At 54.3% G+C, this 25396-nt stretch carries 20 protein-coding genes and 5 pseudogenes; 20 read left to right on the top strand and 5 right to left on the bottom strand.

All coding sequences use genetic code 11. From position 1 onward, the window contains the following. The first annotated feature begins 55 nt into the window (after positions 1 to 55). The 9 genes and pseudogenes from ELQ88_RS21000 (at position 56) to ELQ88_RS20960 (ending at position 11939) form a co-directional block, all read left to right on the top strand. Positions 56 to 727 carry a hypothetical protein gene (locus ELQ88_RS21000; protein WP_178084705.1) on the top strand — a complete coding sequence of 224 codons (672 nt, stop codon included), beginning with the start codon at positions 56 to 58 and terminating at the stop codon, positions 725 to 727. After that, a complete protein-coding gene (locus ELQ88_RS20995) occupies positions 727 to 1455 on the top strand; it encodes a hypothetical protein (protein ID WP_138967495.1) in 729 nt (242 codons plus the stop codon). The genes ELQ88_RS21000 and ELQ88_RS20995 overlap by 1 nt, the downstream gene beginning before the upstream one ends. Before the next feature lie 126 nt (positions 1456 to 1581). After that, positions 1582 to 3375 carry a type VI secretion system tip protein VgrG gene (locus ELQ88_RS20990; RefSeq protein ID WP_138967493.1) on the top strand — a complete coding sequence of 598 codons (1794 nt, stop codon included), beginning with the start codon at positions 1582 to 1584 and terminating at the stop codon, positions 3373 to 3375. 12 nt (positions 3376 to 3387) lie between these two features. Then, a complete protein-coding gene (locus ELQ88_RS20985) occupies positions 3388 to 3969 on the top strand; it encodes a hypothetical protein (protein ID WP_138969554.1) in 582 nt (193 codons plus the stop codon). A 37-nt stretch (positions 3970 to 4006) separates the two neighbouring features. Next, on the top strand, positions 4007 to 4474 hold the full coding sequence (locus tag ELQ88_RS20980) for a DUF1795 domain-containing protein (RefSeq protein WP_128871123.1): 468 nt from the start codon (positions 4007 to 4009) through the stop codon (positions 4472 to 4474). Positions 4475 to 4480: 6 nt separating this feature from the next. Then, complete coding sequence (locus tag ELQ88_RS20975) at positions 4481 to 8701, top strand: RHS repeat-associated core domain-containing protein (protein ID WP_138967491.1); 4221 nt, start codon at positions 4481 to 4483, stop codon at positions 8699 to 8701. Between the two features lie 8 nt (positions 8702 to 8709). Further along, complete coding sequence (locus ELQ88_RS20970) at positions 8710 to 9129, top strand: NTF2 fold immunity protein (RefSeq protein ID WP_128871125.1); 420 nt, start codon at positions 8710 to 8712, stop codon at positions 9127 to 9129. 213 nt (positions 9130 to 9342) lie between these two features. Further along, positions 9343 to 11346 (top strand): annotated as a pseudogene (locus tag ELQ88_RS20965) (RHS repeat-associated core domain-containing protein); the annotation flags it as partial. Continuing rightward, the gene (locus ELQ88_RS20960) at positions 11343 to 11939 is read left to right on the top strand and encodes a hypothetical protein (RefSeq protein ID WP_138967487.1); all 597 of its coding nucleotides are present in this window, start codon (positions 11343 to 11345) and stop codon (positions 11937 to 11939) included. The pseudogene ELQ88_RS20965 and the gene ELQ88_RS20960, both read left to right, overlap by 4 nt. 53 nt (positions 11940 to 11992) lie before the next feature. Here ELQ88_RS20960 and ELQ88_RS34770 read toward each other — a convergent pair. Continuing rightward, positions 11993 to 12180, bottom strand: a pseudogene (locus ELQ88_RS34770) (DUF6861 domain-containing protein); the annotation flags it as partial. Between the two features lie 77 nt (positions 12181 to 12257). Here ELQ88_RS34770 and ELQ88_RS34365 point away from each other — a divergent pair. The 5 genes and pseudogenes from ELQ88_RS34365 to ELQ88_RS20930 all read left to right on the top strand — a co-directional run bounded on the left by ELQ88_RS34365 (position 12258) and on the right by ELQ88_RS20930 (position 15640). Further along, positions 12258 to 12542: an RHS repeat-associated core domain-containing protein gene (locus ELQ88_RS34365; RefSeq protein WP_228761544.1), complete on the top strand. Its 285-nt coding sequence runs from the start codon at positions 12258 to 12260 to the stop codon at positions 12540 to 12542. After that, positions 12543 to 12749 (top strand): HNH endonuclease, encoded by a 207-nt coding sequence (locus tag ELQ88_RS34360; RefSeq protein ID WP_178084704.1) that lies wholly within the window; start codon positions 12543 to 12545, stop codon positions 12747 to 12749. Between the two features lie 13 nt (positions 12750 to 12762). After that, entirely contained in the window at positions 12763 to 13110 is a 348-nt protein-coding gene (locus tag ELQ88_RS20945; RefSeq protein ID WP_224791003.1) for a hypothetical protein, read from the top strand. Positions 13111 to 13306: 196 nt separating this feature from the next. Next, positions 13307 to 15139, top strand: a pseudogene (locus ELQ88_RS20935) (RHS repeat-associated core domain-containing protein); the annotation flags it as partial. 15 nt (positions 15140 to 15154) lie between these two features. Continuing rightward, entirely contained in the window at positions 15155 to 15640 is a 486-nt protein-coding gene (locus tag ELQ88_RS20930) for an SMI1/KNR4 family protein (protein ID WP_128871127.1), read from the top strand. A gap of 413 nt (positions 15641 to 16053) precedes the next feature. Here ELQ88_RS20930 and ELQ88_RS20925 read toward each other — a convergent pair. Then, a pseudogene (locus ELQ88_RS20925) lies at positions 16054 to 16226 on the bottom strand (IS256 family transposase); the annotation flags it as partial. A 13-nt stretch (positions 16227 to 16239) separates the two neighbouring features. Here ELQ88_RS20925 and ELQ88_RS20920 point away from each other — a divergent pair. Beyond that, positions 16240 to 17685, top strand: a pseudogene (locus ELQ88_RS20920) (RHS domain-containing protein); the annotation flags it as partial. Between the two features lie 506 nt (positions 17686 to 18191). Then, positions 18192 to 18875 carry a hypothetical protein gene (locus tag ELQ88_RS20910; protein ID WP_138967479.1) on the top strand — a complete coding sequence of 228 codons (684 nt, stop codon included), beginning with the start codon at positions 18192 to 18194 and terminating at the stop codon, positions 18873 to 18875. 99 nt (positions 18876 to 18974) lie between these two features. On the opposite strand, the gene ELQ88_RS35060 is transcribed toward ELQ88_RS20910, so the two are convergent. Further along, on the bottom strand, positions 18975 to 19151 hold the full coding sequence (locus ELQ88_RS35060; RefSeq protein ID WP_346342799.1) for a hypothetical protein: 177 nt from the start codon (positions 19149 to 19151) through the stop codon (positions 18975 to 18977). On the opposite strand from ELQ88_RS35060, the gene ELQ88_RS34765 reads away from it, so the two are divergent. Then, the gene (locus ELQ88_RS34765; RefSeq protein WP_346342824.1) at positions 19080 to 19232 is read left to right on the top strand and encodes a hypothetical protein; all 153 of its coding nucleotides are present in this window, start codon (positions 19080 to 19082) and stop codon (positions 19230 to 19232) included. The genes ELQ88_RS35060 and ELQ88_RS34765 overlap by 72 nt on opposite strands. Positions 19233 to 19540: 308 nt before the next feature. Here the strand turns inward: ELQ88_RS34765 and ELQ88_RS20900 are convergent, their stop codons facing one another. Both ELQ88_RS20900 and ELQ88_RS20895 read right to left on the bottom strand, forming a co-directional pair. Further along, positions 19541 to 20173, bottom strand: a complete 633-nt coding sequence (locus tag ELQ88_RS20900; RefSeq protein ID WP_138967477.1) for a response regulator transcription factor — start codon at positions 20171 to 20173, stop codon at positions 19541 to 19543. A 31-nt stretch (positions 20174 to 20204) separates the two neighbouring features. Then, positions 20205 to 21572, bottom strand: a complete 1368-nt coding sequence (locus ELQ88_RS20895) for a cache domain-containing protein (protein WP_138967475.1) — start codon at positions 21570 to 21572, stop codon at positions 20205 to 20207. A gap of 512 nt (positions 21573 to 22084) precedes the next feature. Here ELQ88_RS20895 and ELQ88_RS20885 point away from each other — a divergent pair. From ELQ88_RS20885 to ELQ88_RS20875, 3 genes are all read left to right on the top strand, one after another. Beyond that, positions 22085 to 24142 carry a carbon starvation CstA family protein gene (locus ELQ88_RS20885; protein ID WP_138967473.1) on the top strand — a complete coding sequence of 686 codons (2058 nt, stop codon included), beginning with the start codon at positions 22085 to 22087 and terminating at the stop codon, positions 24140 to 24142. A 14-nt stretch (positions 24143 to 24156) separates the two neighbouring features. Beyond that, entirely contained in the window at positions 24157 to 24354 is a 198-nt protein-coding gene (locus ELQ88_RS20880; RefSeq protein WP_128869677.1) for a YbdD/YjiX family protein, read from the top strand. Positions 24355 to 24720: 366 nt separating this feature from the next. Further along, positions 24721 to 25377, top strand: a complete 657-nt coding sequence (locus ELQ88_RS20875; protein WP_128869676.1) for a serine protease — start codon at positions 24721 to 24723, stop codon at positions 25375 to 25377. The last annotated feature ends 19 nt before the right edge of the window (positions 25378 to 25396 follow it).

Raw genomic sequence — 25396 nt, 5'->3', positions numbered from 1 at the left:
ACAGGCCGCCGCAAAAATTCCAGTAATTGGACCTCTGATGTTTTCGGGAGGTAACTTGCCAGGGACTATTGCAACTGCTGCAGGCGGCGTTATGGCAGCAGCCAGGGCCAGAAAGGTAACTGATCTACTAGATCTAACTGCTGAGCAGAAATCAAAGCTAAATGCTTGGGCCAATAGTCGAGGAGCTCCCGGCGCTCAGTCAGCTAGTAAAACGTTCAAAGGCAGTATTAGAATAATCTCCAAGAAAGGTCAGTTGTTTTTCGAGATTCCTGTAACTGCTGTGGCGCGACACTATAAGATACTTGGTGAGGTTGGGCCGTCTGTCGCTCATATCACTGTCGGAAATACCAAGGTGGCATTGACTCAACGTGCACATCTGCATGCGAATGGCGCTATCGGCATGTTGAAGTTCATGGGGGGGGATTCTGTTGGTGCTGCTCTGGCTGTAGGTCCGCAAGCATTTCTGGATTATTCAAGTTCAACTACGGGTACAGAGTTCTATAATAAGTCTGTTTACAGCCAGTCCACTAATATCGTATCGGCTGCTGTAGGCGTCGGTTCCGGGTACGCCTTGGCAGGCGCAGCTGCTCTGTTTGCGGTTCCAGCAGCGCCATTAGTTGTGGTAGTAGCCGTTGGATTCGTTGCAGGTTTGGTGGTGCAGTGGGCGATGGTTGAGTTCGGGGTGGATAATGTGATTGGCAACGCGATGAAGATTGAGAATCCATAATGATTGACTCAGATAAGCTCAAAAAATTTACATGGTTTTTATTCGGTTTTTTTGTTTTGTTGTTCGCCTTTGGTCCTTCCGGGTTTAAGTATTTTTGGCCTGCATATTTCGTCGTGTCTTTATCTGCATTTATATGGACCTTGTATCTTGTCTATGCGTGTGAAAAATTTACTCTGTACATGACTTCGATACTCATTACGGTTGTAAGCCTCTTCTGTTTGTTAGCCTCCACCTCGGCTTATTTGGTCGCTGCGAGGTTCTGGGGTAAGACAAGTATTGCTGCCCTCATGATGTGGCCTGTTCCAATAGGAATCGTGTCGTTGACGTATTTGGTCCTGGCAAATGGCAAATCGTCCTTTCATCCATTCGAATATGATGGAATCAAGGTGCAGCCCCGTCCGCAAGAAAAGCAAAAACCATCGACCGCGTATAGCCCTCTCTTGGTGGCTGGCGCAACCACTTTGACAGCAAGTATTTTTACCAAAGCAGCCGGCACCCTCACTGCTGGGATGGTTGCGATGTTTGGGCTGCTGGCTTTCTCGGTCGCGTTATTGTTCCACGCACGCCATATAATCAGAGGCCTGCGCACCCTCCGCATCCAAGAAAAAACCATGCCCACACCCTACACCTTCATGCAAATCGACGAAATTCGCGAAGCGCGCAGTCGTTGGTGGTTGAGCAGATTGTTCAAGTGGGTCGCTTCCTGGTGCAAGTCGCCGGGTGTCTGATTTTCGATGATCACTACGTGCAGGCCGCCCAAGCCTGATGACGTGTTACCGGTTTAAGGAGTAGTTGAAGCGATGGATCTTTCCTCACTGTAGTCGGCGCAGAACAGGCGCCTGTTCAAGCTGACCATGGCCCTCAAGGGCGGCCAGGAGTTGCTGCTTGAATCCTTTGCCGGGAGTGAAGGTTTATCGACTGATTTCGGGTTTCAGCTGGATCTGATTTCCGAGGACGCAAGCGTAAAACTCAAGTCCGCCATCGGGCAGGCTGCGACGATTGAAATCGAACTCGCCACCGGCGGTAGTCGTTATATCAACGGCCATGTGCTGAGCTTCGGGAACAACGGCAGCAATGGCGGCATGTCGCGCTACTCAGCCTATGTGGGTTCATGGTTGAGCTTGATTGCGCAGCGGTATGACTCTCAAATCTATCAGGATCAAACCGTAGAGCAGGTGGTCAGGAAGGTCTTTGGTCGCTATGAAGGTCTCGCGAAATACGAGTTCCGCGTCAGCCGTACACTCAAGCCACACAGCTATATCACTCAGTACCGCGAAAGCGACAGTCATTTTGTCATGCGGCTGCTTGAGCAAGAAGGGTTGTTCTTCTACTTCGAGCACACGGCCGACAGCCACACGCTCATCATCATGGACGACTCCAGCGTTCTGACGCTGCTGCCTGAGCAGCCGCAAGTGCGCTTCCACACAGCATCAGTGACCGAAAACTCTGACTCCATCACTCACTGGAGTTCCGCCCGGGAGTTCCAGGCCGGAAAGATCTCGGTGCAAACCTTCGATTATCGACAGCCGGGAAATCGGATTCCCGTCACGATGAACAGCCTCAATCAACAAGGCGATGTTCCGTCGTATGAAATCTTCGATTACATGGGGCAGTACACCCACGGCACGTATGAAGATGGCGAACTTCTGGTGCGTAACCGCATTGAGGCGCTGGAGCTCAAAGGCAAGACATTTGTCGGCTCAAGCAACTGTCGCGCTATGCGCCCAGGCCATACGTTTGAGCTGACGCAGCATTACGAGCATGACGCTGGCTCTGCCGATGACAGGCAGTTCCTGGTGATGAACATCGAGCACCGCGGCAGCAACAATTACACCTCGGGAAGTCAGGCTGGCTACGGTAATAAATTTTATTGCGTGCGGAAAAAGATCAAATTCCGTCCACAGATGGACCTGCTCAAGCCTGCGATTTCCGGCCCACAAACCGCCATCATCGTCGGCCCGCCCGGCGAAGAAATATACACCGACGAAATGGGCCGCGTGAAAGTGCAGTTCCACTGGGACCGCTACGGCGAGTTCAACGACAAAAGCTCTTGCTGGGTCCGCGTTGCCCAATCCGGTGCCAGCGGCGGTTTCGGCAGCATGCAGATTCCTCGTGTAGGCGACGAAGTCGTCGTGGTATTCCTCGACGGCAACCCCGACCGCCCGCTGATCATGGGCAGCCTCTACAACAGCCAGAACATGCCGCCGTGGTCGTTGCCGGCGAACAAGACCCAGAGTGGTTTCTTGACCCGGTCGATGAAAGGCGATGGCGGTACGGCGAACTTCTTCCGCTTCGAAGACAAGGCCGGCGCTGAGCAAGTGATCATGCACGCCGAGCGCAACATGGATACCGAGATTGAGCTCGATGAGACGCACAAGGTCGGCAATAACCGGACGATCACGGTCGATGGCAAGCACACCAAAACCATCGTCAAAGATACTTTGCTGACCGTGAAGGAAGGATCGCTAACCATCGAGGTGGATAAGCAATTTGTACAAGTTACGGCCATGGAGAAGATCTCACTAACTGTGGGTGAAAGCAGCATCACCATCACGCCGGCCGGTATTGAGATCAGAGGCAACATCATCACCACAGTGAGTACGGGCACGACTCAAATCACCGGCGCGCCGGTCAGAGTCAATGACTGAGGCAGCGGGATGATAAAAAGAACCAGTATTTACGATCGTATTTCAGAGAAGCGTCTGGCGCAGGAAGAGGCTGAGCGCATTGCACTCGAAAATCCCGCAGCCGAGCCTGTCATTGAAGTGATCGAGGTGGCACCGCCAGCCCCGCTGCAGGACATACCCAGCAGTTTCAATTTTGGCGGCTTCAATTTTGCCTTTCCGGAAGGCTTGGCTTTTAGTGATATCTCTGCGATCGCCCATTTGGATGGTGAAGAGATTGCCATTTCAGTACAGCGTCGCTCTGTGCCGGAAGAGCGGACCCTGGCTCAGGGCTTCGCTGAGGCTTGTGAGGAGTTACAGCAACGTTATCTCGAGATGCGCGTCGTCCGTCAGCGTGAAAGTTCGCTGGCGGGCAACCCGGCAATGACCCTGGATTTCACTTTTAGAGTTGGCCATGAAGAGCGTCATGGCCGACTGATCGGCGCGATGGTGCCACTTGCCGGCAGAAATGAGCGGCAATGGCTGGGTGTGTCCTGCGTGATTGATCCAGATAAGCCCGCACTGGCTGGGTGGCTTCTGGATTTCGATGACATGCTCACCGGCCTTTCTCCGCGCTAAAGACAGCTCTCATTTTAAGACAGGACAGAATTTGACAATGGACTACCACCTGCAAGAAGGAAGTTTCACGCTGCCAGAAGGTTTTCAAGACCGCACCGTGAACATGTTTGTGTTCGGCAACACGGTGCCTGGCCCTCTCAGCATTACATTGTCCCGGGACGCTCATCTGCCCGGCGAAGACCTCAGCGCCTACCTAAAAAGGCAGTTGAAACTGCTCGCTTCCAAACTGCGGGGGTATACCGTACTCGAGCAGAAGACAGTATCGCTATCAGCCTCTCAGCCGATTCCCGGCGTGCAGATCGAAGCGTATTACCTCAATGATAAACGGCCCATTTATCAGCGCCAGGCGGCATTCATCATTGGCCCGGGGCGCGTGTTGGTGTTCGCCTGTACCAGCCAGGCAGATTTCACTGCCGAACAGAATCGTAACTGGAGCGATGTGCTTGCCAGTTTTGAACCGCGTAATGTGACGCCAGCCCCGACTGCTGACAGCGAACAGGAGTAAAAAACCATGTTCGAGGCGGCGCGGCTATACGATGGAGTTGAGCACACCAGCGCTTTGGCTGGCTTCCTGCTAGGGGCGGTGGTTGGTATCGCTCTGGTAGCGTATGTGGCAATTACCTTTGCAACGTGCGGCGTGGGCGGTTTCCTGCTGGGTATGGCTGCCGGCCTGCTGGGGGGAGGTATCGTCATGCTAGGGGAGAAACTTGGCAAAGCCTTTAGCTCGCCAGCGGGGCAGATCGAAACTGCATCGCCCAACGTCTTCATCAATAGCCGCGCCGCCGCTTACGCTGATGGCAGCATTGCTGCCTGTGAGAAACACTCACCTACCGTTCAGGTCGCTGAAGGCTCGGCCAATGTGTTCATCAACGGGTTTGGTGCCGCACGTAAAGGCGACAAGCTGACCTGTGGAGCAAAGATCGCATCTGGCTCCGATAACGTCATTATTGGTGGTGGTACCTATGCCTACTTGCCGGTCGATGACGAAGTTCCGGCCTGGCTGCGATATACCGTTGATATCCTGATGGCTGTCGCCGGGGGCGCACGGGCTCTCGTCAATATCTACAAAATGGGACTTCAGAAGGGCCTGATTGGCTCTGCCCGTTGCGCGTTGCAATTCATGAGCGGCGTGATTGCGGGCGATGCAATCATTCGCTTCGGAGTCGCGCCCGTTGCTGACAAAGTCTTGGGTGGTTTGTACGGTAACCCTGTCGATACCACTAAGGGCCGCAAACTCCTTATTGATGAAGTCGACTTTGCCTTACCTGGCCTGATGCCCATCGAGTGGTCTCGTTTCTACGCCAGCGACCTGACTGTCGACAGCGTACTCGGCCGCGGCTGGGTACTGCCGTGGGAGCAAAGCCTGCGTCGGCGTGGGGATTTTCTCTACCTCACGGATAACCAGGGCCGCAGTGTGCCGTTTGTGACGCTGGAACCCGGCGAGCGAATTTATAATCCTCACGAGCAGGTGTATCTGGTGCGTACCGAAGGTGGCCACTACCTTCTGCAAACCCTCGACAACATCTTCTTCTACTTCGGCGAAGTGCCGGACGACAACATCAACGTCCCGCTGCAACGCATCGAAAACGCCCTCGGTCATTACCTGCATTTCACCCGCACCGTTGACGGCACGCTGACTGATATTACCGCCACCGGCGAGCAGCGCGTCCACCTGCATTACGAACCTGCGCTAGGTCGTCTAAGCGAGGTCAAGCGCATCGTTGCCAACGTCGCCGTGGAAACATTGGTGCAGTACCGTTACGACGAATTCGGCCAACTGATCGAAGTGGTCAATCGTAACGGCGATTCTGTGCGCAGTTTCGCCTACAGCGATGGCGTCATGAGTCGCCACAGCAATGCCTTGGGCCTGAGCTGTAACTATCGCTGGCAAACCATCGACGGTCAGCCGCGTGTGGTCGAACACTGGACCAGCGATGGCGAGCACTTCCATTTCCGCTACGACTTCAACGCCCGCACCACGTGGGTGACCGACGTGCTGGGGCGTGAGTCCGAGGTGCACTACGACGCCTTTTTTCGGGTGGTGGCCAGTACCGACTTTGGCGGCGAGCGCTACCGGATTGATCTAGATACCAGCGGCAACATGACAGGGCTGACGTTGCCTGACGGCAATGTGATCACGCTCAAATATGACCAATACTCTCGGCTGGTGGAGGAGACCGACCCGCTCGGGCGGAAGACCCGGTACCAGCATCATCACCTGACCACGCTGGTCAAGCAGGTCGAATACCCGGACGGTAGTAAGTGGAAAGCGCAGTACGACAACAAAGGTAATCTAATTGCCGAGGTTGACGCACTGGGACATACCACCGAATACCTCAACAGCGACGACGGCCTGCCGCACACCATCATCGATGCCACGCAAAAGTCGAAATACCTGTGGTGGAACACCCTGGCCCAGGTCGAGCGCTTTCAGGACTGCTCGGGCAAAAGCACGTATTACCGCTACGACGAGCGCCATCATCTGGAGGCCGTCACCGATGCCCTGAAACAGACCACCACGCTGCAACGCAAACCCGAAGGCGAAGTGCTGCGCATCGACTATCCGGACGGCACGGCTGAGACTTTTACCTACAACGCCCTTGGCCAGGTGCTGACGCACACCGACGGCAAAGGCCAGACCACGCGGCTGTTGAGAACCGCGCGAGGCCTGCCCGCCAGCCGTCAGGACGCCAAGGGCCAGCGGATCAGCTACGAGTACGACAAGGCCATCCGCCTGACCGCGTTGGTCAACGAAAACAACGCCGCCTACCGCTTTGCCTACGATGCCTCGGATCGGTTGATCGAAGAACAACGCATCGACAACCTGACCCGACGTTTCGCCTTCAACGTGGGTGGGCATCTGACTCAGGTTGAGGAAACCGGCTACAGCGAACGGGCCGAACGGCCACAGCGCACGACGGAGTTTGAGCGCGACACCATCGGCCGCTTGCTGGCCAAGGTCAACAGCGACGCCCGTCAGGATTACGCCTACGACGAGGCAGACCGACTGCTCAGCATTCAGCGCCTGCCGAGTGCAATCGGCAAGACTCTTGGCGTCATCGGAGAAACACTGAACTTCGAATACGACATCCTGGGTCGCCTGATCAAAGAGACGACGCCACAAGGCGCCCTGGCCTACGAATACGATCCGCTCAGCAACTTGACCACGCTGACGTTGCCTACCGGGCAGCACCTGAATCACCTGTACTACGGCAGCGGCCACCTGCACCAACTCAACCTCGACGGCCAGCTCATCAGCGACATGGAACGCGATGACCTGCACCGCGAGGTGTTACGCACCCAAGGCAAACTCACCAGTTGCTTCGGCTATGACGCCATGGGGCGCAAGGCCTGGCAGTTCGCCTCGACGCTACCGGCAGAAAAGCTTTCGCAGGTGCACAACCCCGGCATCAACACCAGTCTGCTGGTGGAGCACGCCTACAACCCGATCCACCGCCGCTACCAATACGACCCGGCCGGCGAACTGACCCGCACCCTCGACAAACTGCGCGGCGAAATCAAATACGAATACGAAGCCAACGGCCAGTTGCACAGCCGCGACACCGGCCAGCTCGTCGACAGCGAAGAATTCCGCTACGACGCCGCGGCCAATCGTTTGAACTTCAGCACCAGTCAGTTCGATCACGTCAAAGACAACCGCATCAAGCAGTGGCGCGATCAGGAATACAGCTACGACCCGTGGGGCAATCTGATCGAGAAGCGCATCGGCCTGACCACGCTGCAGACCTTCAGCTACGACTGTGAAAACCGCCTTGTTAAAGCGGAGACGCTGGTTAACAGCAAGCTTGAAAGTGTTGGCACGTATCGCTACGACAGCCTGGGCCGACGGGTAGGTAAAACCTCAACAGTCGACGGCAAAACCCAGCACAAAAACTTTCTCTGGCAAGGCCTGAGGATGCTGCGCGAAGAACAGCCAGGGCAGAGCAGCCTGTACATCTACGAGCCGGGCAGTTATGCGCCGTTGGCCCGCGTTGATCAAAGCGAAGGGGAAGAGCAGAGGCTTTACTACTTTCATACCGACCAGATCGGCACGCCGTTGGAAATGACCGACGCTGACGGAAGTATTGTCTGGCAAGCGACGTACAAGGCGTGGGGCTCCATCGAAACGCTGGCGGTGAACGAGGTTGAGCAGAATCTGAGGTTTCAGGGGCAGTACTTCGACGACGAAACGGGGCTGCACTACAATACTTTTCGGTATTACGATCCGCAGGTTGGACGGTTTATTACGCAGGATCCGATTGGGTTGTTGGGTGGGGAAAATCTTTATGCCTACGCTCCGAATACCAATGGGTGGATAGATCCACTTGGCTGGTGTATCACTACAAATGTTACGAGAGGGGTCGCGGGCCAACCTTTGCGAGCAACCGCCACTATCACTGCAAAGGATTTAGGGACTGGGACCGCGACCAACAAATCCTCAAGGTTGTGGGCACGCGGCCTTGGTGAAGCTGATGACGATGCGGGTCATATCGTAGGTAAGCTTCTTGGTGGTTCCGGCGGGAAAGGCGGCGTATTCCCACAATTGCCAGGTATTAATGGAGGGCTGTTCAGAGATTTTGAAAAGGATGTCGCGAATTTCGTTCGCACGAAAGGGCCTGTCGATGTAGATATTAAGTTTGTTTATAATACGTCTTTAACTCGGCCGGACGAGATAGTTTACGAGGTCTCCCAAATGGGTAAGCGTGTATTGTTTAATATTTTCCCTAACTAGGAGGGCTTATGAGTGGAATAACTACACCTCGCGCGCTGCTTGAAGAGTTTTTCGCCGAAATGAAGTCGTGGGAGCAGGGTTTTTTCGAAGAAAAGATGTCCTTGGTCGATAGCGCGCAGCCAACGTCGGAGTGCAATGAGAAGTATAAAAAAATACTTGAAGTGCTTTTACGCAAATATTCTATACAGAACGGAAAAAGTTGGGACCGATTATATGATCCAGGTTGCGGAGATCCTACAATGTACGACCCGGAGCGAGATAGCATTGAAGAGCTTCAACAAAAAGAAAGCTCAGCTTCTTTCATAGTAACGCAGGCTGTTGGGCTTGAGGCGGTTTTTAGATTTACGCTGGTAAAGGATTCTAATCTTTGGAGAATTAAAAAAAAGGACACATACAGATCTGGTAAGTGGCAGGCTTCAGTTCTTTAGCTGTGGCTGCTCTGCTGGATAAGACCGATCTAAATATTTCGTTGTTTTTCTGTTGTTTTAGGTTGGGTTTCTATTGAATTTTCCTGGTCCGGGTTGAGGTTTTTTAAATAGTAGTTGATCTTTAACAGCCTGAATAAAGGGAGATGCTGCCAACATTGTCTCAGTCATCTCCTGATCACCTAAGTTCTCTATGCAACGTAGCCCATATTCAGCTACGAGTACGACAAGGCCTTTCGCCTGACCGCACTGGTCAACGAAAACAACGCCGCCTACCGCTTTGCCTACGATGCCTCGGATCGGTTGATCGAAGAACAACGCATCGACAACCTGACCCGCCGGTTCAGCTACAACCTGGGTGGGCACCTGACGCGGGTGGATGAAATCGGCTACGGCGAGCGCGGCGAACGCCCACAGCGTCATACCGAATTTGAGCGCGACCCAATCGGCCGACTGCTGGCCAAGCTCAACGCCGATGCGCGGCAGGACTACACCTACGACGACGCAGACCGCTTGCTGACCATCGAGCGTCTGCCCACCGCCAACGGCAAAAAGCTCGGCGTCGGCGAAGAGAAACTCGATTTTTCCTACGACCTGCTGGGCCGTCTGATCAAGGAAACCACGCCACAGGGCACCTTGTCCTACGACTACGATCCACTGAGCAACCTGACCACGCTGACCCTGCCTACCGGCCAGCACCTGAATCACCTGTACTACGGCAGCGGCCACCTGCACCAGCTCAACCTCGACGGCCAGCTCATTAGCGACATGGAACGCGACGACCTGCACCGCGAAGTCCTGCGCACCCAGGGGCACCTCACCAGCTGCTACGGCTACGACGCCATGGGCCGCAAGGCCTGGCAGTTCGCCTCGACCCTGCCGGCGGAAAAGCTCTCGCAACTCCACAACCCCGGCATCCAGCCGCAACTGCTGGTAGAGCACGCCTACAACCCGATCCACCGCCGTCACCAGTACGACCCGGCCGGCGAACTGACCCGCACCCTCGACAAGCTGCGCGGCGAGATCAAGTACGCGTATGAAGCCAACGGCCAACTGCACAGCCGCGACACCGGCAAGTTGGTGGACAGCGAAGAGTTTCGCTATGACGCGGCGGCGAACCGGCTGAACTTCAACACCAGTCAGTTTGATCACGTGAAGGACAACCGGATCAAGCAGTGGCGAGATCAGGAATATACCTACGATGCGTGGGGTAACCTGGTTGAAAAACGCAGCGGGTTGAGCCGGCTGCAGACGTTCAGCTATGACGGCGAAAATCGGCTGGTCAAGGCCGAGACCTTGGTGAATGGCAAGCTGGAAAGCAGCGGTGCCTATCGTTATGACAGCCTGGGACGGCGCGTGGCCAAGGTGTCAGTGGTCAACGGGGTCACGGAACAGAAGCATTTCCTGTGGCAAGGCTTGCGGATGTTGCGCGAGGAGACGCCGGGGCAGAGCAGCCTGTACCTCTACGAGCCGGGCAGTTATGCGCCCTTGGCGCGGGTGGACCAGACGGAAGGTGGGGAGCAGAAGCTCTATTACTTCCATACCGACCAGATCGGTACGCCGCTGGAGATGACGGACCGCGAGGGGCGGATTGTCTGGCAGGCGACATACAAGGCGTGGGGAGCGCTGGAGCGGTTGGAGGTCGATGACGTCGAACAGAACCTGCGGTTTCAAGGGCAGTATTTCGACGACGAGACGGGGCTGCATTACAATACGTTTCGGTATTATGATCCCGAGGTTGGGCGGTTTATTACGCAGGATCCGATCGGGTTAGAGGGGGGTAGCAATCTATACAAGTATGCACCAAGTCCTATTGGGTGGATCGATCCCGAAGGTCTTTCATGCGGTACCGATGCGAAGGTTTTAAGAAAAAACCTCGGTCCTAGTCCTGTCGGTGGAGGGCAATACGACGCGCACCATATTATTATGTCAAATTCTAAAGATCTTAGAATGATCGCCCTGCGAGATAAAATGAATGATCTAGACATAAATATAAACGATAAGAGAAATGGCATATGGTTACCCAATACCGAGTCAGCCAGAGTTCCAGGGACAGGTGCAACACCGCATAAAGGTGCCGGAGTTCACAGTAACGCCTACAAACAGAGAGTTTTTGACTCTTCGTCCAGGGCAACTACCAAAGGTGAGTTTTTAAGTGGGCTTGCGGATATTAAAAAATCGCTAGCTGATGGAGTAAATTTCAAGGGGTTTAAGTTATGAGTACTTCTGAGTTGGAGTCTTTGAAAAACGAAGTTGTGGCAATGCTAAATGATATTAGTGTTTGCAACTCTTTTGAAAGTGATCCTGTCCATGATCGATTTTTTTTCTCTAAAGGGCCGTGCTTTACAATCTTGCCTCTTGAGCTGGAAATGTCGGGTGTAACACCGTCTAAAATTATCGACAAAGAGCCAGCAAACAAAAAAAATCTATTCAAGCACTACGTAAGTGATGGTGCTGTAGTCAAGATTGAAAGTTACGACTCGGGCGGCTTTCTTGACGAAGCTGAGATAGTAAATAAAATCGATGATAGATTTATATCTCTAAGGAAAAATAAGCACGATGAAGTCCTGTCTTTGAAGGTTGTAGATCTTGACTGTGGAAAAGTTGTTCGAGGCTGTAGAGTGGATGGTGATTTTGAATACTGGGCGTACAGTTATGAATGGAAGGATAATTTAATTGATACGATTGTTTCATTTGCGAGTAACAGTGTGGCGGGTACAGTGATTCAAGCTGAATTTAATAGTCTGAATGAGGTGTCTAGACTGTTCTTTGTGGCGAATGGTAAAGAGGTAAACATTTACATACGTAAATAGGTTCGTGGTTCAGCATTCGGGTGATTTCCGTGATTCGGAATGTCGAGCCAATACAGGCCCGTAGGCTTGACGCCGTCATCGGCCTGCCACGCGTTGGTGATGCCTTCCTGCAAAATGGAGAGGCAGGCCGGCAAGCCCTGGTAGAAACACTCAGCGATGGCCGACAAACGCAGCCCCTCAGGATCAGGTTGCCGACTTGCCGGCCGATGCCCGCACCAGCGGCTCCAGGCGCAGCACCGATCCCAAAGGCAAAGGCTCCCGCCGCGCAATGATGAGACGGGGCTGCATTACAATACGTTTTGGTATTATGATCCCGAGGTGGGGCGGTTTGTTGCGCAGGATCCGATAGGGATCGAGGTTGGATTCAACCTCTATCAATACGCGCCTAGCGCAATAAATTGGATCGATCCTGCCGGTTGGATGGGCTCGCGTCTGGATAATCTTTATCATTCTTTTGATAGTATTAAGGTGCCCTCCGATCTTCGGTATTCCAGTGGCGGTGCACAATTCAACCGAGCAAACCAAAGTTTTATTAAAAAAATTAACAAAGACGCCTCGTTTCGAAGGGATATGTTGGGTAGGCATCCAGAGCTAGATACCTGAATGAACAAACCAAATATGGCAAGTAGCCCAGCAGGGCTGACTTGGCATCACCACGAAGATGTAGGGGTGTTAAAGCTGGTGGATAGAGCTGATCATTCTTCCAGTCATGGAGTGTACCACCCAACAGGTAAGGGGCGACGTGATATTTGGGGGGCGGAAAGGACGGGCGCAAAGGTAAACTTGACGGAAAAACTGGGCAATCACTGAAAGGGGCATGTTGATGAGCAAAATAAACACTAAAGAATCTACAACGATTGCTAGCGTGATTGAAGCGGTGCAATCGGGTAGTGTAAATATTGACGACCTATGTGTGTATGCTGAGGAAGATGTCGACGACATCAGCTTGGAGCTAATTTGCTATTTGGATGAATACCCTACGGTATCAGGCGATATAGAGGTTTTTAGCGATTTCGTTGTGTCAAATAATCTAGAGCTTGTTTATTATGGGCAGCAGTTTAAAGATGTTGTGATTAATGTTTTAAGCCAGAAGAAAAGTGCCAGCTTGGAAGAGGTGTTGTCTGCGCTAAATTATTACCTGGAAAATGATGATTTTCTAGAGGTTAATTAACGATAATTCAGTTTCTGAGGGTGGAGGTGACTGCAGTTTTGGGTTTCACAATGTATTGTTATTGCCAAGACTGCAATATTCTATTCAATGAAGGCAGCTGCTGAGCAATCAAACTGAACTGCCAAGTGGAGCTAGCTCAAACCTGTAAGCGAATCGCTGCGGGATTTGGTACGATTCCAAGGAATTTAGATACGTCGAACGCCCACAACGCAGTACCGAATTCGAACGCGATGGCATTGGCCGACTGCTCGAAAAACTCAACACCGACGCGCGGCAGGACTACACCTACGACGACGCAGACCGCTTGCTGACCATCGAGCATCTGCCCACCGCAAAAGGCAAAAAGCTCGGCGTCAGCGCGGAGAAACTCGATTTCTCCTACGACCTGCTGGGCCGCCTGATTAAGGAGACCACACCCCAAGGTGCTCTGTCCTACGACTACGATCCGCTGAGCAACCTGACCACGCTGACCCTGCCCACCGGCCAGCACCTGAACCACCTGTACTACGGCAGCGGCCACCTGCACCAGCTCAACCTCGACGGCCAGCTCATTAGCGACATGGAACGCGACGACCTGCACCGCGAAGTGCTGCGCACTCAAGGCACGCTCACCAGTTGTTTTGGCTATGACGCGATGGGCCGCAAGGCCTGGCAATTCGCCTCGACTTTGCCGGCAGAAAAACTCTCGCAGATTCTTAACCCGGGCATCCAGCCTGAACTATTGGTAGAACACGGCTATAACCCGATCCACCGCCGTCACCAATACGATCCCGCCGGCGAACTGACCCGCACCCTCGACAAGCTGCGGGGTGAGATCAAGTACGACTATGAAGCCAATGGTCAACTGCGCAGCCGTGACACCGGCAAGCTGGTGGACAGCGAAGAATTCCGCTACGACGCGGCGGCGAACCGGCTGAACTTCAACACCAGTCAGTTTGATCACGTCAAGGACAACCGGATCAAGCAGTGGCGAGATCAGGAATATACCTACGATGCGTGGGGTAACCTGGTTGAAAAACGCAGCGGGTTGAGCCGGCTGCAAACGTTCAGTTATGACGGCGAAAATCGGCTGGTCAAGGCCGAGACCTTGGTGAATGGCAAGCTGGAAAGCAGCGGTGCCTATCGTTATGACAGCCTGGGACGGCGGGTGGCCAAGGTGTCAGCGGTCAACGGCGTCACCGAGCAGAAGCACTTTTTGTGGCAAGGCCTGCGCCTTTTGCGCGAGGAAACGCCGGGGCAGAGCAGTCTGTACCTCTACGAGCCGGGCAGTTATGCGCCGTTGGCGCGGGTGGATCAGGTTGAGGGTGGGGAACAACAGCTCTATTACTTCCATACCGACCAGATTGGTACGCCGCTGGAGATGACGGACCGTGAGGGGCGGATTGTCTGGCAGGCGACGTACAAGGCGTGGGGTTCCATCGAAGCGCTGGCGGTGAACGAGGTTGAGCAGAATCTGAGGTTTCAGGGGCAGTACTTCGACGACGAGACGGGGCTGCACTACAATACGTTTCGGTATTACGATCCGGGGGTGGGGCGGTTTGTTACGCAGGATCCGATTGGGTTGTTGGGAGGGGATAATCTATATCAATATGCTCCTAACTCCACCAGTTGGATTGATCCTTGGGGTTTAGCTTTCAAGAGCGTTAACTTTGAGGGTTCAAAAGAGTTATTTCCGGTATCAGGAAATCAAAAAAACATTGTGTCTATTCAAATGCAAGGATCTCGAGGACGAGATTTTACAGAAGCATATAGACAGGCAGGGTTGAAAGAGGCTGACGTGAAAGCGCAGGGGAAATTCACTTGGCATCACCTTGACGATTTTGATCCAGCTACAGGAAAAACAACTATGCAGCTAGTCACAAGGTCTGCGCATGAGGCCTCTCTGCCTCACACCGGATCAGTAGCTCAATTTGAAAAGCATTTTGGTCTACAATCTGGGGCTTATGGGGGCAAAGATGCAGTAGGGATTTCACAATCTAAAGGCTGGCTAAAGGGGCGTGCCCCAAGCACATCAAGTTCAACTTGTTAAAAAATTGGTGGTTCTATGAAAGATTTTTCTCTGATGCATTCTGGTATGCAGTTGAAGTCTGCAGATATTTCTCGGCTTGAAAAAGATATTGGCTTTAGTTTGCCGAATTCATTTAAAGCTCTTTACTTTGTAAGTAATGGTGGTGTTCCTAATCGCAGTTGGGTTATCACGGACGATGGTTACGATCCGATGCAGGTTGCTGACTTTAAAAATGTATATTCGGATGGGGCGGGAAATCCGGATGACACACAGTTCATTGGTGGGTGCTACAAGCTTATGTGTGAGCGCCAAGTAATTCCTCATACGCTACTTCCGTTTGCGGTCGATGATGGAGGTAATTTCTTTTGTTTGGATTTGTTGAGTGGTGCCGTCATGTTTTACGCGGTTGATACTTTTCGTTCCGATGTAAGCATGGCTGCGAATCAAGTTGCTGCACAAAAAATAATCGCGACATCTTTCGAAGGTTTTATTGAGGGACTGGAGTATGAGTCTGGTCTGTAGTTTTGTGACGGTCGCGACGCTAACGTTATTTTTGGGAGGCTATTGAGTTTTTAAAAATGTGCGAGATGATTCTATATGTTAACCGAAAATGGTCATGGTGAGGTAATAAGTGCCTTGTCTCGGATTGGTGATTTTATAAGGTTTGCGGGATTATTAGCGCTATCGCATAAATTTCAGCGATTTCTATGCATGCTTTAAGCTCTTTAATAACTCATGCTGCAGAGCGGCTGCCAAACTTGTCTCAGCTGCCTACTATTTTTTATCTTGTGGGCTGATCCTTGGGCTTTCCAGGTGCTGCCTACGACTGGATCCGATTGGGTTGCTAGGTGGGTTTAATCTCTATGGCTATGCGACAAACTCGACGAGTTGGGTTGAACCACTGGGTTGGTGTTCAAGCGCTTTAGCCAGTTCAACCTTGTAAATCGATCTCCATAAAGAATTGCAAATTGATTCATTGCTATCCTCCAGTCGTGCGCTGCGCTACCCAGTTGGCAGTGATGTTTTGCAGTGCCAGCCAGATCAGTTTCGTTGCGGTATCGTCGGCCGGGAAGTGGCCTCTGGTTTTGATGATCTTGCGTAAATACGATCCTGCCGGCGAACTGACCCGCCGGTTCAGCTACAACCTCGGCGGGCACCTGACGCGGGTGGATGAAATCGGCTACGGCGAGCGCGGCGAACGACCACAACGGCATACCGAATTCGAACGCGACCCAATCGGCCGACTGCTGGGCAAGCTCAACGCCGACGCTCGCCAGGACTACACCTACGACGACGCAGACCGCTTGCTCACCATCGAGCGCCTGCCCACCGCCAACGGCAAAAAACTCGGCGTCAGCGCAGAAAAACTCGATTTTTCCTACGATCCGCTGGGCCGCCTGATCAAGGAGACCACACCGCAAGGCACTCTGTCCTACGACTACGATCCACTGAGCAACCTGACCACGCTGACCCTGCCCACCGGCCAGCACCTGAACCACCTGTACTACGGCAGCGGCCACCTGCACCAGCTCAACCTCGACGGCCAGCTGATCAGCGACATGGAACGCGATGACCTGCACCGCGAGGTCTATCGCACACAAGGCACACTTACCAGTTGCTTCGGCTATGACGCCATGGGCCGCAAGTCGTGGCAGTTTGCCTCAACGCTTCCGGCTGACAAGCTGTCGCACGTGCTGGGCAGCGAAACGCCACAATTGCTGGTGGAGCACGCTTACAACCCGATCCACCGCCGTTACCAATACGACCCGGCAGGTGAACTGATCCGCACGCTGGACAAACTGCGCGGCGAGATCAAATACGGTTACGAAGCCAATGGCCAACTGCATAGCCGTGACACGGGCAAGCTGGTGGACAGTGAGGAGTTCAGGTACGACGCGGCGGCGAACCGGCTGAACTTCAACACCAGTCAGTTTGATCACGTCAAAGACAACCGGATCAAGCAGTGGCGGGATCAGGAATACAGCTACGACCCGTGGGGCAATCTGATCGAGAAACGCATCGGTCTGACCACGCTACAGACCTTCAGCTACGACTGCGAAAACCGCCTCGTCAAAGCGGAGACGCTGGTCAATAGCAAGCTTGAAAGTATCGGCACGTATCGCTATGACAGCCTCGGCCGACGGGTAGGTAAAACCTCAGTAAAAGGCGGCAAAACCGAACACAAGAACTTCCTCTGGCAAGGCCTGAGGATGCTGCGCGAAGAACAGCCGGGGCAGAGCAACCTGTACATCTACGAGCCCGGCAGCTATGCGCCGCTGGCCCGCGTTGATCAAAGCGAAGGGGAAGAGCAGAAGCTTTACTACTTCCATACCGACCAGATTGGTACGCCGCTGGAGATGACGGACCGTGAGGGGCGGATTGTCTGGCAGGCGACGTACAAGGCGTGGGGGTCCATCGAAACGCTGGCGGTGAACGAGGTTGAGCAGAACCTGCGGTTTCAGGGGCAGTATTTCGACGACGAGACGGGGCTGCACTACAATATGTTTCGGTATTATGATCCGGAGGTTGGGCGGTTTGTTCATTTGGACAAGTTTGTGATGAGTTGAGTAGATATGCGACGCTGGTGACTTGACGACGCTGTGAAGATTGTTAGAAAACTAATTTTTTCTGCGAAGACTGACGAGTATCTCCTGAGCTTTATAAAAATCTAAGAGCTAAGACTCCCAGCGCAACAATACGAAAAGCAGTAAATAAAGATGTAGTTCTTCCAATGAAGGATCCAGCCCTCCCAGGTTTGTAGGTGACTAAATTTCGCACGCGGATGATATCGTGCCAATGAAGGCAAATAATCGAGATGAGTGGTTTTTCTAAGCTAACCTTTGCTGGCCAGGTTAAGGTTCTAAACTATGAAAAAATTTCCAAGGGTTAAATGAGGTGGCGAATACATCAAAGGGGGCTAAATCCAATAGCGAGTGGGTGAGTTACAAAAAAGGTGGGATTGATGTTGATCCGGCATTTAGATCTAGTATGATTGACAAAGCTGCCAAGCTGGAACCTGAGATCCAGCAGCATATTACCAATTTGTTGTCAGGTTATTAATGGGATGCATTAAATGAAAAATATTGATGATCTTAAAAAAAGAATCGCTGCAGAACTTGAAGATTACAATATATATTTTTCTCCTGAGAGTGTTCCGAAAAACATTAATTTTCCTGTTGCTTGGAAAAATTTTGGCTTTGTAGATGGCAAACATTCTCGTATTCCCGATGCGTGGGGTTTATTTGCAGATCACTTACCGTGGGTAACCTCTTGGTTAGATAAATGTGTTTTGGGAACCTTTTTGGCTGTTAGTGATAAGCCTTATTTGTTGTATGTTTATTGTGAGGATGATGAGCTTAACTTTTATATCGGCGGCGTTCCGATTGAAGATAGCATCTGGAGTGGTAAACTTGCCTATTTGAATGGCGATTTGAAGCGGTTTTATTGTAATTTGCACGACGGTTTTGGTTTTTACATCGGTTGCACAATGGGGCCTTCGCGCACAGAAGACTTTGTCTTTATAGAGGATCTCTGTGATGAGACTATTCCTGGCTTACCTAGCTTAGTGGGCTTTTTTTCAAGCGGTGCTGGTGACTATTTAGCTCTTGAGCTGACATTATCGGCTAATGAGGCTTATATTTGGTGGCATGAAAAACCAGAGTTTCCAGATAAAAATATAGATATGTGGGCTGTTATGGATACTTGGATGTCTATCTTTCTTGAAAATTCTGACTCTAACGACAGTATGTATGCTTAGTTTTGTTCGTTGTGCCGCCGGTAACAATTGACTAGGTTTGGTGGCGGACTGAAGTTGTAGTTTTAAAAAAACACGGTGCTGGAAAAATATTAAGACTTCTTACCTCGAAATTATTATTTCTACAACGACCGCCACCACCTGATCGCCGTCACCGACGCCCTGAACCAGACCACCACCCTGGAACGCAAACCCGACGGCGAAGTCCTGCGCATCCAGCACCCGGACGGCAGCGCTGAATTCTTCACCTACAACGCCCTCGGCCAGGTCCTGACGCACACCGGGAATAAGAACCCGGCTAGTGAATGTACGGAGCGGGCTTGCTCGCGAAAGCAATTTTATAGTCAACATTGGTTTTGACTGGTGCACCGCCTTCGCGGGCAGGCCCGCTCCCACAGGGAGTTATGTCGATCACAACATAGTGGACAGACGCATTGCCCTGTAGGAGACCACCCAGCCTGCGAAGAGGCTGCGCTTTCGCGCAGAGAACATGCCGCTAAATCGGCAAATAATTTATCTAAAAAATCAATGAGATAAACTTTGTTCCATAAGAGCCGGCTTGCTGGCGATGGCGGCCGAGAGATCATCGTTAGACTTCCCGCCGCCTTCGCGGGCAAGCCCGCTCCTACAAGTTTTGTGCGTCGAGCCGGATTTTGCGGCGAGATCTTCTAGCGCGAAATGATCCCGTGATCGATCGCATACTTCACCAGCGCCGCCGGTTTATCAATGTTGAGTTTGCGCCGGATGCTCAGGCGATGGGTTTCCACGGTGCGCACACTGATGTCCAGTTCCCGGGCCATTTCCTTGTTGTTCAGGCCTTGGACCATTTTGTACAACACCTGGCTCTCACGGGGCGTCAGTTCGTTGTCGGCGCTTTTGTCGGCAATCAGCCGCTGGGCTATTTCGGCGCTGTAGAAGGTACCGCCGCTGGCGATGGCTTCGATTGCCGCGATGATTTCCCGGGACGGCGAGTTCTTCAGCACATAGCCGCTGGCCCCGGCGCGCACGGACTCGCTCACGTATTCGTTATTGTCGTACATGCTCAGCATCAGCACTTTGAGTGCCGGGTACTGGCCGCGCAGCACCCGGGTCAGTTCCAGCCCGTTCATGTCCTTGAGGCTGATGTCGACCAGCAGCAGGTCCGGCTGGCAGCGGCCGACCATTTCGATCGCGTCCGCGCCGTTCTCGGCTTCGCCCACCACTTCCAGGGGCGCCATCACCGCCAGCAGCGCCTTGATCCCGTCGCGGACCAGGGAGTGATCGTCGACCAGGGCGACGCGGATCGGGTAGGGCAGGTTCATTGCAGGCATTCACTCTTGTTGTGGGCACGACTCAGCGTTGGGTGCCGGGCATTTTCATCGGCAGCAGGACGTCCAGTTCACTTCTTCCCGGCATCGAGGTCAGGGCGAACTGGCCGCCGAAATGTTCGACGCGTTCGCGGATATTACGCAGGCCGATGCCGGCGTGGCGACGTTCGACCTGGGCGACGTTGAAGCCGATGCCGTCATCGACCACCGTCAGGCGCACGCCGTCTTCAGAGCCGTGCAGGGTAATGGAAACGTTGCGGGCCCGGGCGTGGCGTTCGATGTTGGTCAGGCCTTCCTGGACGATGCGAAACAGCGAGACGGCGGCGCCGTCGACCAGGTCGCAGGCGAATTCGTTGTCGTCGTAGGTCACCACCAGGCCGCTGCGCTGCTCGAATTCGGCGGCCAGTTGGCCGATGGCTGCGGGCAGGCCCAGGGTGTCGAGCAAGGATGAGCGCAGGTCGTGGGACAGGCTGCGAACCTCGCCAATTGCATCCCCCAAGCGTTGCGTGGCTTCTCTTAAAATACCCACGCCCTTGTCGGCATCCTGGCCATTCTCCAGCACATGGCTGGCCAGTTCGAACTGGAACTTGATGGAGACCAGGACCTGGCTGATGCCGTCGTGCAGTTCACGGGACACCCGGGATCGCTCTTCTTCCTGCAGGCTGACGATGCGCTGGGTCAGGCGCTGCAGTTTCTTGTCGGCCAGTCGGTGCTCGCTGACGTTGAGGGTCATGCCGCTGGCGAACACCAACAGCACCGCCACCAGGGCCACGGCGGCAATGGCCAGCATGGTCTTGCGGATGCCCATGGCCACTTCGTCACGGGCCTGCTGGGTGGCGCGTTCGACGTCTTCCAGGTAGATGCCGGTGCCGAGCATCCAGCCCCAGCGATCGAGCATGACCACGTAGGCGAGCTTGTCGGTGACCTGGCCGGAGGAGGGTTTGTTCCAGGCGTAGCGCTGGAAGCCTTCGCCCGATTGCGCACTGTTGAGCAACGCCTGGATCACCGGCAGGCCGTGGGGGTCTTTCATGTCCCACAGGTCTTTGCCGACCAGATCGGACTGGCGCGCGTGCATCAGGCTGCGACCTTCGCGGTCGTAGACGAAGAAATAGCCGTTGACGCCGAAGCTGAGCTTGCGCAGCTCTTCCAGCACTTGCTGCTGGGCGCGCGCGTCACCGTGGCCGTCGTCGTACAGCGGCTCGATCAGGCTCTGCGCCATTTCGACGTAGTTTTTCAGTTCGGCGCGCTTGCTGGCCAGGATGCTGTCTTCGATCAGTTGCGCCTGTTGATCGCCCAGTTGGCGGTTCAGGGAGATGACCAGGGCGCAGATGACGGCGATCGCCAGGACCAGCGGCAGGATACCGAGCGCGACGATTTTGTGTTTGAGCTGCATCTGGGCTCCTGACCGGGCCGAAGGCGGGCGATGACGCTAATACTGTAGGACCGAGCTTGCTCGCGATGGTCGTCAACGAAAACGCGTGTTTACCGGGTATACGCAGTGTTCTGAAGTCCATCGCGAGCAAGCTCGCTCCTACAGTTCCTGGGCGGGCATCATATGCCAAGGAGTGCGGGTCCAGTAGCGGTGGTGGACGGAATGACCTGCTGCCGGGATCTGTCGGTTGAATGCAAACCCCCTGTAGGAGCTGGCTTGCCAGCGAAGGCGGCGGCACATTCGATATCAACGGCGACTGACACACCGCTTTCGCTGGCAAGCCAGCTCCTACAGGGGATTGTGTTTTAACAGACGTATCGGGGCGGTCTACGTAGAACTACGTAGAGGTCGCGTACGTAGTAACGCGGATTTATTTGTGGACGGCATGCGCGGATATTGGGCCAGCTCCGCTCAGCGGACACAATTATAAAAATTACCGCCGCAGTCCACTGGCTGTCGGCAGGAGACACGCTATGCCCCGTCTGGCTAAACACCTCGCCTGGTTTGCCGTGGCTGTCCTGGGAGCGTTCGCGCTGAGTGTCGTGGCCCTGCGCCGCGGCGAAGCCATCAACGCCCTGTGGATCGTCGTCGCTGCAGTCGCTATCTACCTCGTCGCATACCGTTACTACAGCCTGTTCATCGCCAATAAAGTGATGCAGCTCGACCCCAATCGCGCTACGCCCGCCGTGCTCAACAATGACGGCCTGGACTTCGTGCCGACCAACAAACACGTGCTCTTCGGTCACCACTTCGCGGCGATTGCCGGCGCGGGCCCTCTGGTCGGTCCGGTTTTGGCGGCGCAGATGGGCTACCTGCCCGGTACGCTGTGGCTGATCGCCGGGGTGGTGCTGGCTGGTGCGGTGCAGGACTTCATGGTCCTGTTCCTGTCCACCCGCCGCAACGGTCGTTCCCTGGGCGACATGGTCCGCGAAGAAATGGGCCGCATCCCCGGCACCATCGCTTTGTTCGGCTGCTTCCTGATCATGATCATCATCCTCGCGGTGCTGGCGCTGATCGTGGTCAAGGCCCTGGCCGAAAGCCCGTGGGGCATGTTCACGGTGATGGCGACCATCCCGATCGCGATGTTCATGGGCATCTACATGCGCTACATCCGTCCGGGCCGCATCGGTGAAATTTCGGTGATCGGCGTGGCGCTACTGCTCGGTTCGATCTGGCTGGGTGGGCAGATTGCCGCCGATCCGGTCTGGGCCAAGGCGTTCAGCTTCACCGGCGTGCAGATCACCTGGATGTTGATCGGCTACGGTTTCGTTGCGGCGGTGTTGCCGGTGTGGCTGATCCTGGCGCCGCGTGACTACCTGTCGACCTTCCTCAAGATCGGCACCATCGTCGCCCTGGCGATCGGCATCCTGGTCACCATGCCCGAGCTGAAAATGCCGGCATTGACCCAGTTCATCGACGGCACCGGGCCGGTGTGGAAGGGCGGTCTGTTCCCGTTCCTGTTCATCACCATTGCCTGCGGCGCGGTCTCGGGTTTCCATGCGCTGATCGCTTCGGGCACCACGCCCAAGTTGCTGGCCAGCGAAGGCCATGCCCGTTACATCGGGTACGGCGGCATGCTGATGGAGTCCTTTGTGGCGATCATGGCGATGGTGGCCGCTTCGGTGATCGAGCCGGGTGTGTACTTCGCCATGAACAGCCCGGCAGCGATCGTTGGCTCCGATGCCGTTACGGTGGCGCAGACCGTCAGCAGCTGGGGTTTTGCGATTACTCCGGAAGCGCTGCAAGCGGTGGCCAAGGACATCGGTGAAACCACCATCCTGGCCCGTGCCGGCGGTGCGCCGACCCTGGCGGTCGGGATCGCGCAGATCCTGCACAGTGTCCTGCCGGGTGAAAACACCATGGCGTTCTGGTACCACTTTGCGATCCTGTTCGAAGCGCTGTTCATCCTCACCGCGGTCGACGCCGGCACCCGTGCCGGACGCTTCATGCTCCAGGATTTGCTCGGCTCCTTCGTGCCGGCGCTGAAACGCACCGAGTCCTGGACCGCCAACCTGATCGCCACCGCCGGTTGCGTGGCCATGTGGGGTTGGTTGCTGTATCAGGGCGTGATCGATCCGCTGGGCGGCATCAACACCTTGTGGCCGCTGTTCGGTATCTCCAACCAGATGCTGGCCGGGATCGCACTGATGCTGGCGACGGTGGTGCTGATCAAGATGAAGCGTCAACGTTACGTCTGGGTCACCATGCTGCCTGCGGTCTGGCTGCTGATCTGCACCACCACCGCCGGTTTCATCAAGCTGTTCGACGCCAACCCGGCGATCGGTTTCCTCGCGCTGGCGAAGAAATACAGCGATGCCCTGGCCAACGGCCAGGTGCTGGCACCGGCCAAGAACATCGACCAGATGCAGCACGTGATCTACAACGCCTACACCAACGCCACGCTGACGGCGCTGTTCCTGTTGGTGGTGTTCAGCATCCTGTTCTTTGCACTCAAGGTCGGCATTGCCGCCTGGGGCACCAAGGAACGTACGGATAAAGAAGCACCGTTCCAGGCCCTGCCGGATGCTTGATCGAGGAGTGCAGCATGTTCAATGACCTGAGTCGCCTGGGTAAATACCTCGGTCAGGCCGCGCGCCTGATGGTCGGCATGCCCGACTACGACAACTACGTGGAGCATATGCAGAGCAAACACCCGGACAAACCGGTGATGAGCTACGAAATATTTTTCCGCGAACGTCAGGAAGCCCGTTACGGGAGCAAGAGCGGTCCGAAGTGTTGTTGAGGGCAACCAGCGTTCTTTATTGAACCTGTTTTAAATAGCAGAATCGAAAACGCCGCTCATTCGAGCGGCGTTTGTCGTTTGCGCGGGGATAAACCAAGTTCGGAACTAAACATATAGTCGCTCTATTTCCCTCGTCATTATCGACAGCTTGTTGACGTCAGGATTTGCACTGCCTGGTTGCATCTAAAAGCGATTGGCCTTAGTGCAAAACAGTTGAGCACGTCGTTCAAGCGTCAGCCATAAATACAGCTAGATCAGGCAAATCAATCGCTAAGCGGCGCTGTGGGCCAGTGAACAAGAAAGCGGCAGAAAACTGACAAACAAAAAAAACAGTCATATCCTCCCCCTTAAAGTCGGTGATGCATCATGATCAAGATCATGGCGTGCTTGCTAATGGGAGCTCTTACTGCAGGATGCAACGGCATCGTTAAACCCGAATTTTCGGGCCCTATCAACGATTCATACTTTCTGGTTTTCTCCGGCTTTCCTCTGGCGTATGTGTATATGGCTTCAGCGGTGCAATGGAACGAGGACTACGCCGTCACCGCCCGCCATACGCCATTGATCCCCAACGTGAAGTACAGCTGCAGCACAGGTTGCGACCTGGTGTTCTTCCTGCACAAGGCTAATGGCCGCTTCCCGTCCTGGCGCGCGCCGCGTGTGGGCGAGCGCATCACGGCCGTGGGGGGCAGCCCTTATCTGATTACCACCACCGGCAAGGGCAAAGTGTATCCAACGCCTTTCATCAATACCGATGAACACAGCGGCGATCTGTACGGTATCCATGATGCCCCGTTGATCAAGGGCATGTCGGGTGGGCCGGTCGTTGCCAGCGACGGCAGTGTGGTCGGCATCAATATCGGTTTCTATTCCACTACATTGAACGATGTGAGCGCGCACCCCGGGGTCAATACCGCCGAGAGGATGAGTATCTTTGTGCCTTACTCGATCGTTCTGCGCGAGTGGGGGTTGTTGCAGGCGAAGCTTGATAATCCAAACGGCTCGCAATATGTCACGAAGTAGGCCTTCTTTGCGGGGTTGG

Origin of the sequence: Pseudomonas sp. MPC6 (assembly GCF_006094435.1) — a bacterium.
GTDB lineage: Bacteria > Pseudomonadota > Gammaproteobacteria > Pseudomonadales > Pseudomonadaceae > Aquipseudomonas.
The sequence above is the reverse complement of the archived record's forward strand: the minus strand, read 5'-3'. Positions and strand labels throughout refer to the sequence as shown.

Bases quoted from the DNA above. Each gene is read 5' to 3' on its own strand.
- ELQ88_RS20990 (WP_138967493.1), top strand. From the start codon at position 1,582: ATGGCCCTCAAGGGCGGCCAGGAGTTGCTGCTTGAATCCTTTGCCGGG.
- ELQ88_RS20885 (WP_138967473.1), top strand. From the start codon at position 22,085: ATGCCCCGTCTGGCTAAACACCTCGCCTGGTTTGCCGTGGCTGTCCTG.
- ELQ88_RS20900 (WP_138967477.1), bottom strand. From the start codon at position 20,173: ATGAACCTGCCCTACCCGATCCGCGTCGCCCTGGTCGACGATCACTCC.
- ELQ88_RS20910 (WP_138967479.1), top strand. From the start codon at position 18,192: ATGAAAAATATTGATGATCTTAAAAAAAGAATCGCTGCAGAACTTGAA.
- ELQ88_RS20880 (WP_128869677.1), top strand. From the start codon at position 24,157: ATGTTCAATGACCTGAGTCGCCTGGGTAAATACCTCGGTCAGGCCGCG.
- ELQ88_RS20930 (WP_128871127.1), top strand. From the start codon at position 15,155: ATGAAAGATTTTTCTCTGATGCATTCTGGTATGCAGTTGAAGTCTGCA.
- ELQ88_RS20875 (WP_128869676.1), top strand. From the start codon at position 24,721: ATGATCAAGATCATGGCGTGCTTGCTAATGGGAGCTCTTACTGCAGGA.
- ELQ88_RS20970 (WP_128871125.1), top strand. From the start codon at position 8,710: ATGAGTGGAATAACTACACCTCGCGCGCTGCTTGAAGAGTTTTTCGCC.
- ELQ88_RS20960 (WP_138967487.1), top strand. From the start codon at position 11,343: ATGAGTACTTCTGAGTTGGAGTCTTTGAAAAACGAAGTTGTGGCAATG.
- ELQ88_RS20895 (WP_138967475.1), bottom strand. From the start codon at position 21,572: ATGCAGCTCAAACACAAAATCGTCGCGCTCGGTATCCTGCCGCTGGTC.
- ELQ88_RS20945 (WP_224791003.1), top strand. From the start codon at position 12,763: ATGAGCAAAATAAACACTAAAGAATCTACAACGATTGCTAGCGTGATT.
- ELQ88_RS20995 (WP_138967495.1), top strand. From the start codon at position 727: ATGATTGACTCAGATAAGCTCAAAAAATTTACATGGTTTTTATTCGGT.
- ELQ88_RS20975 (WP_138967491.1), top strand. From the start codon at position 4,481: ATGTTCGAGGCGGCGCGGCTATACGATGGAGTTGAGCACACCAGCGCT.
- ELQ88_RS20980 (WP_128871123.1), top strand. From the start codon at position 4,007: ATGGACTACCACCTGCAAGAAGGAAGTTTCACGCTGCCAGAAGGTTTT.
- ELQ88_RS34360 (WP_178084704.1), top strand. From the start codon at position 12,543: ATGAACAAACCAAATATGGCAAGTAGCCCAGCAGGGCTGACTTGGCAT.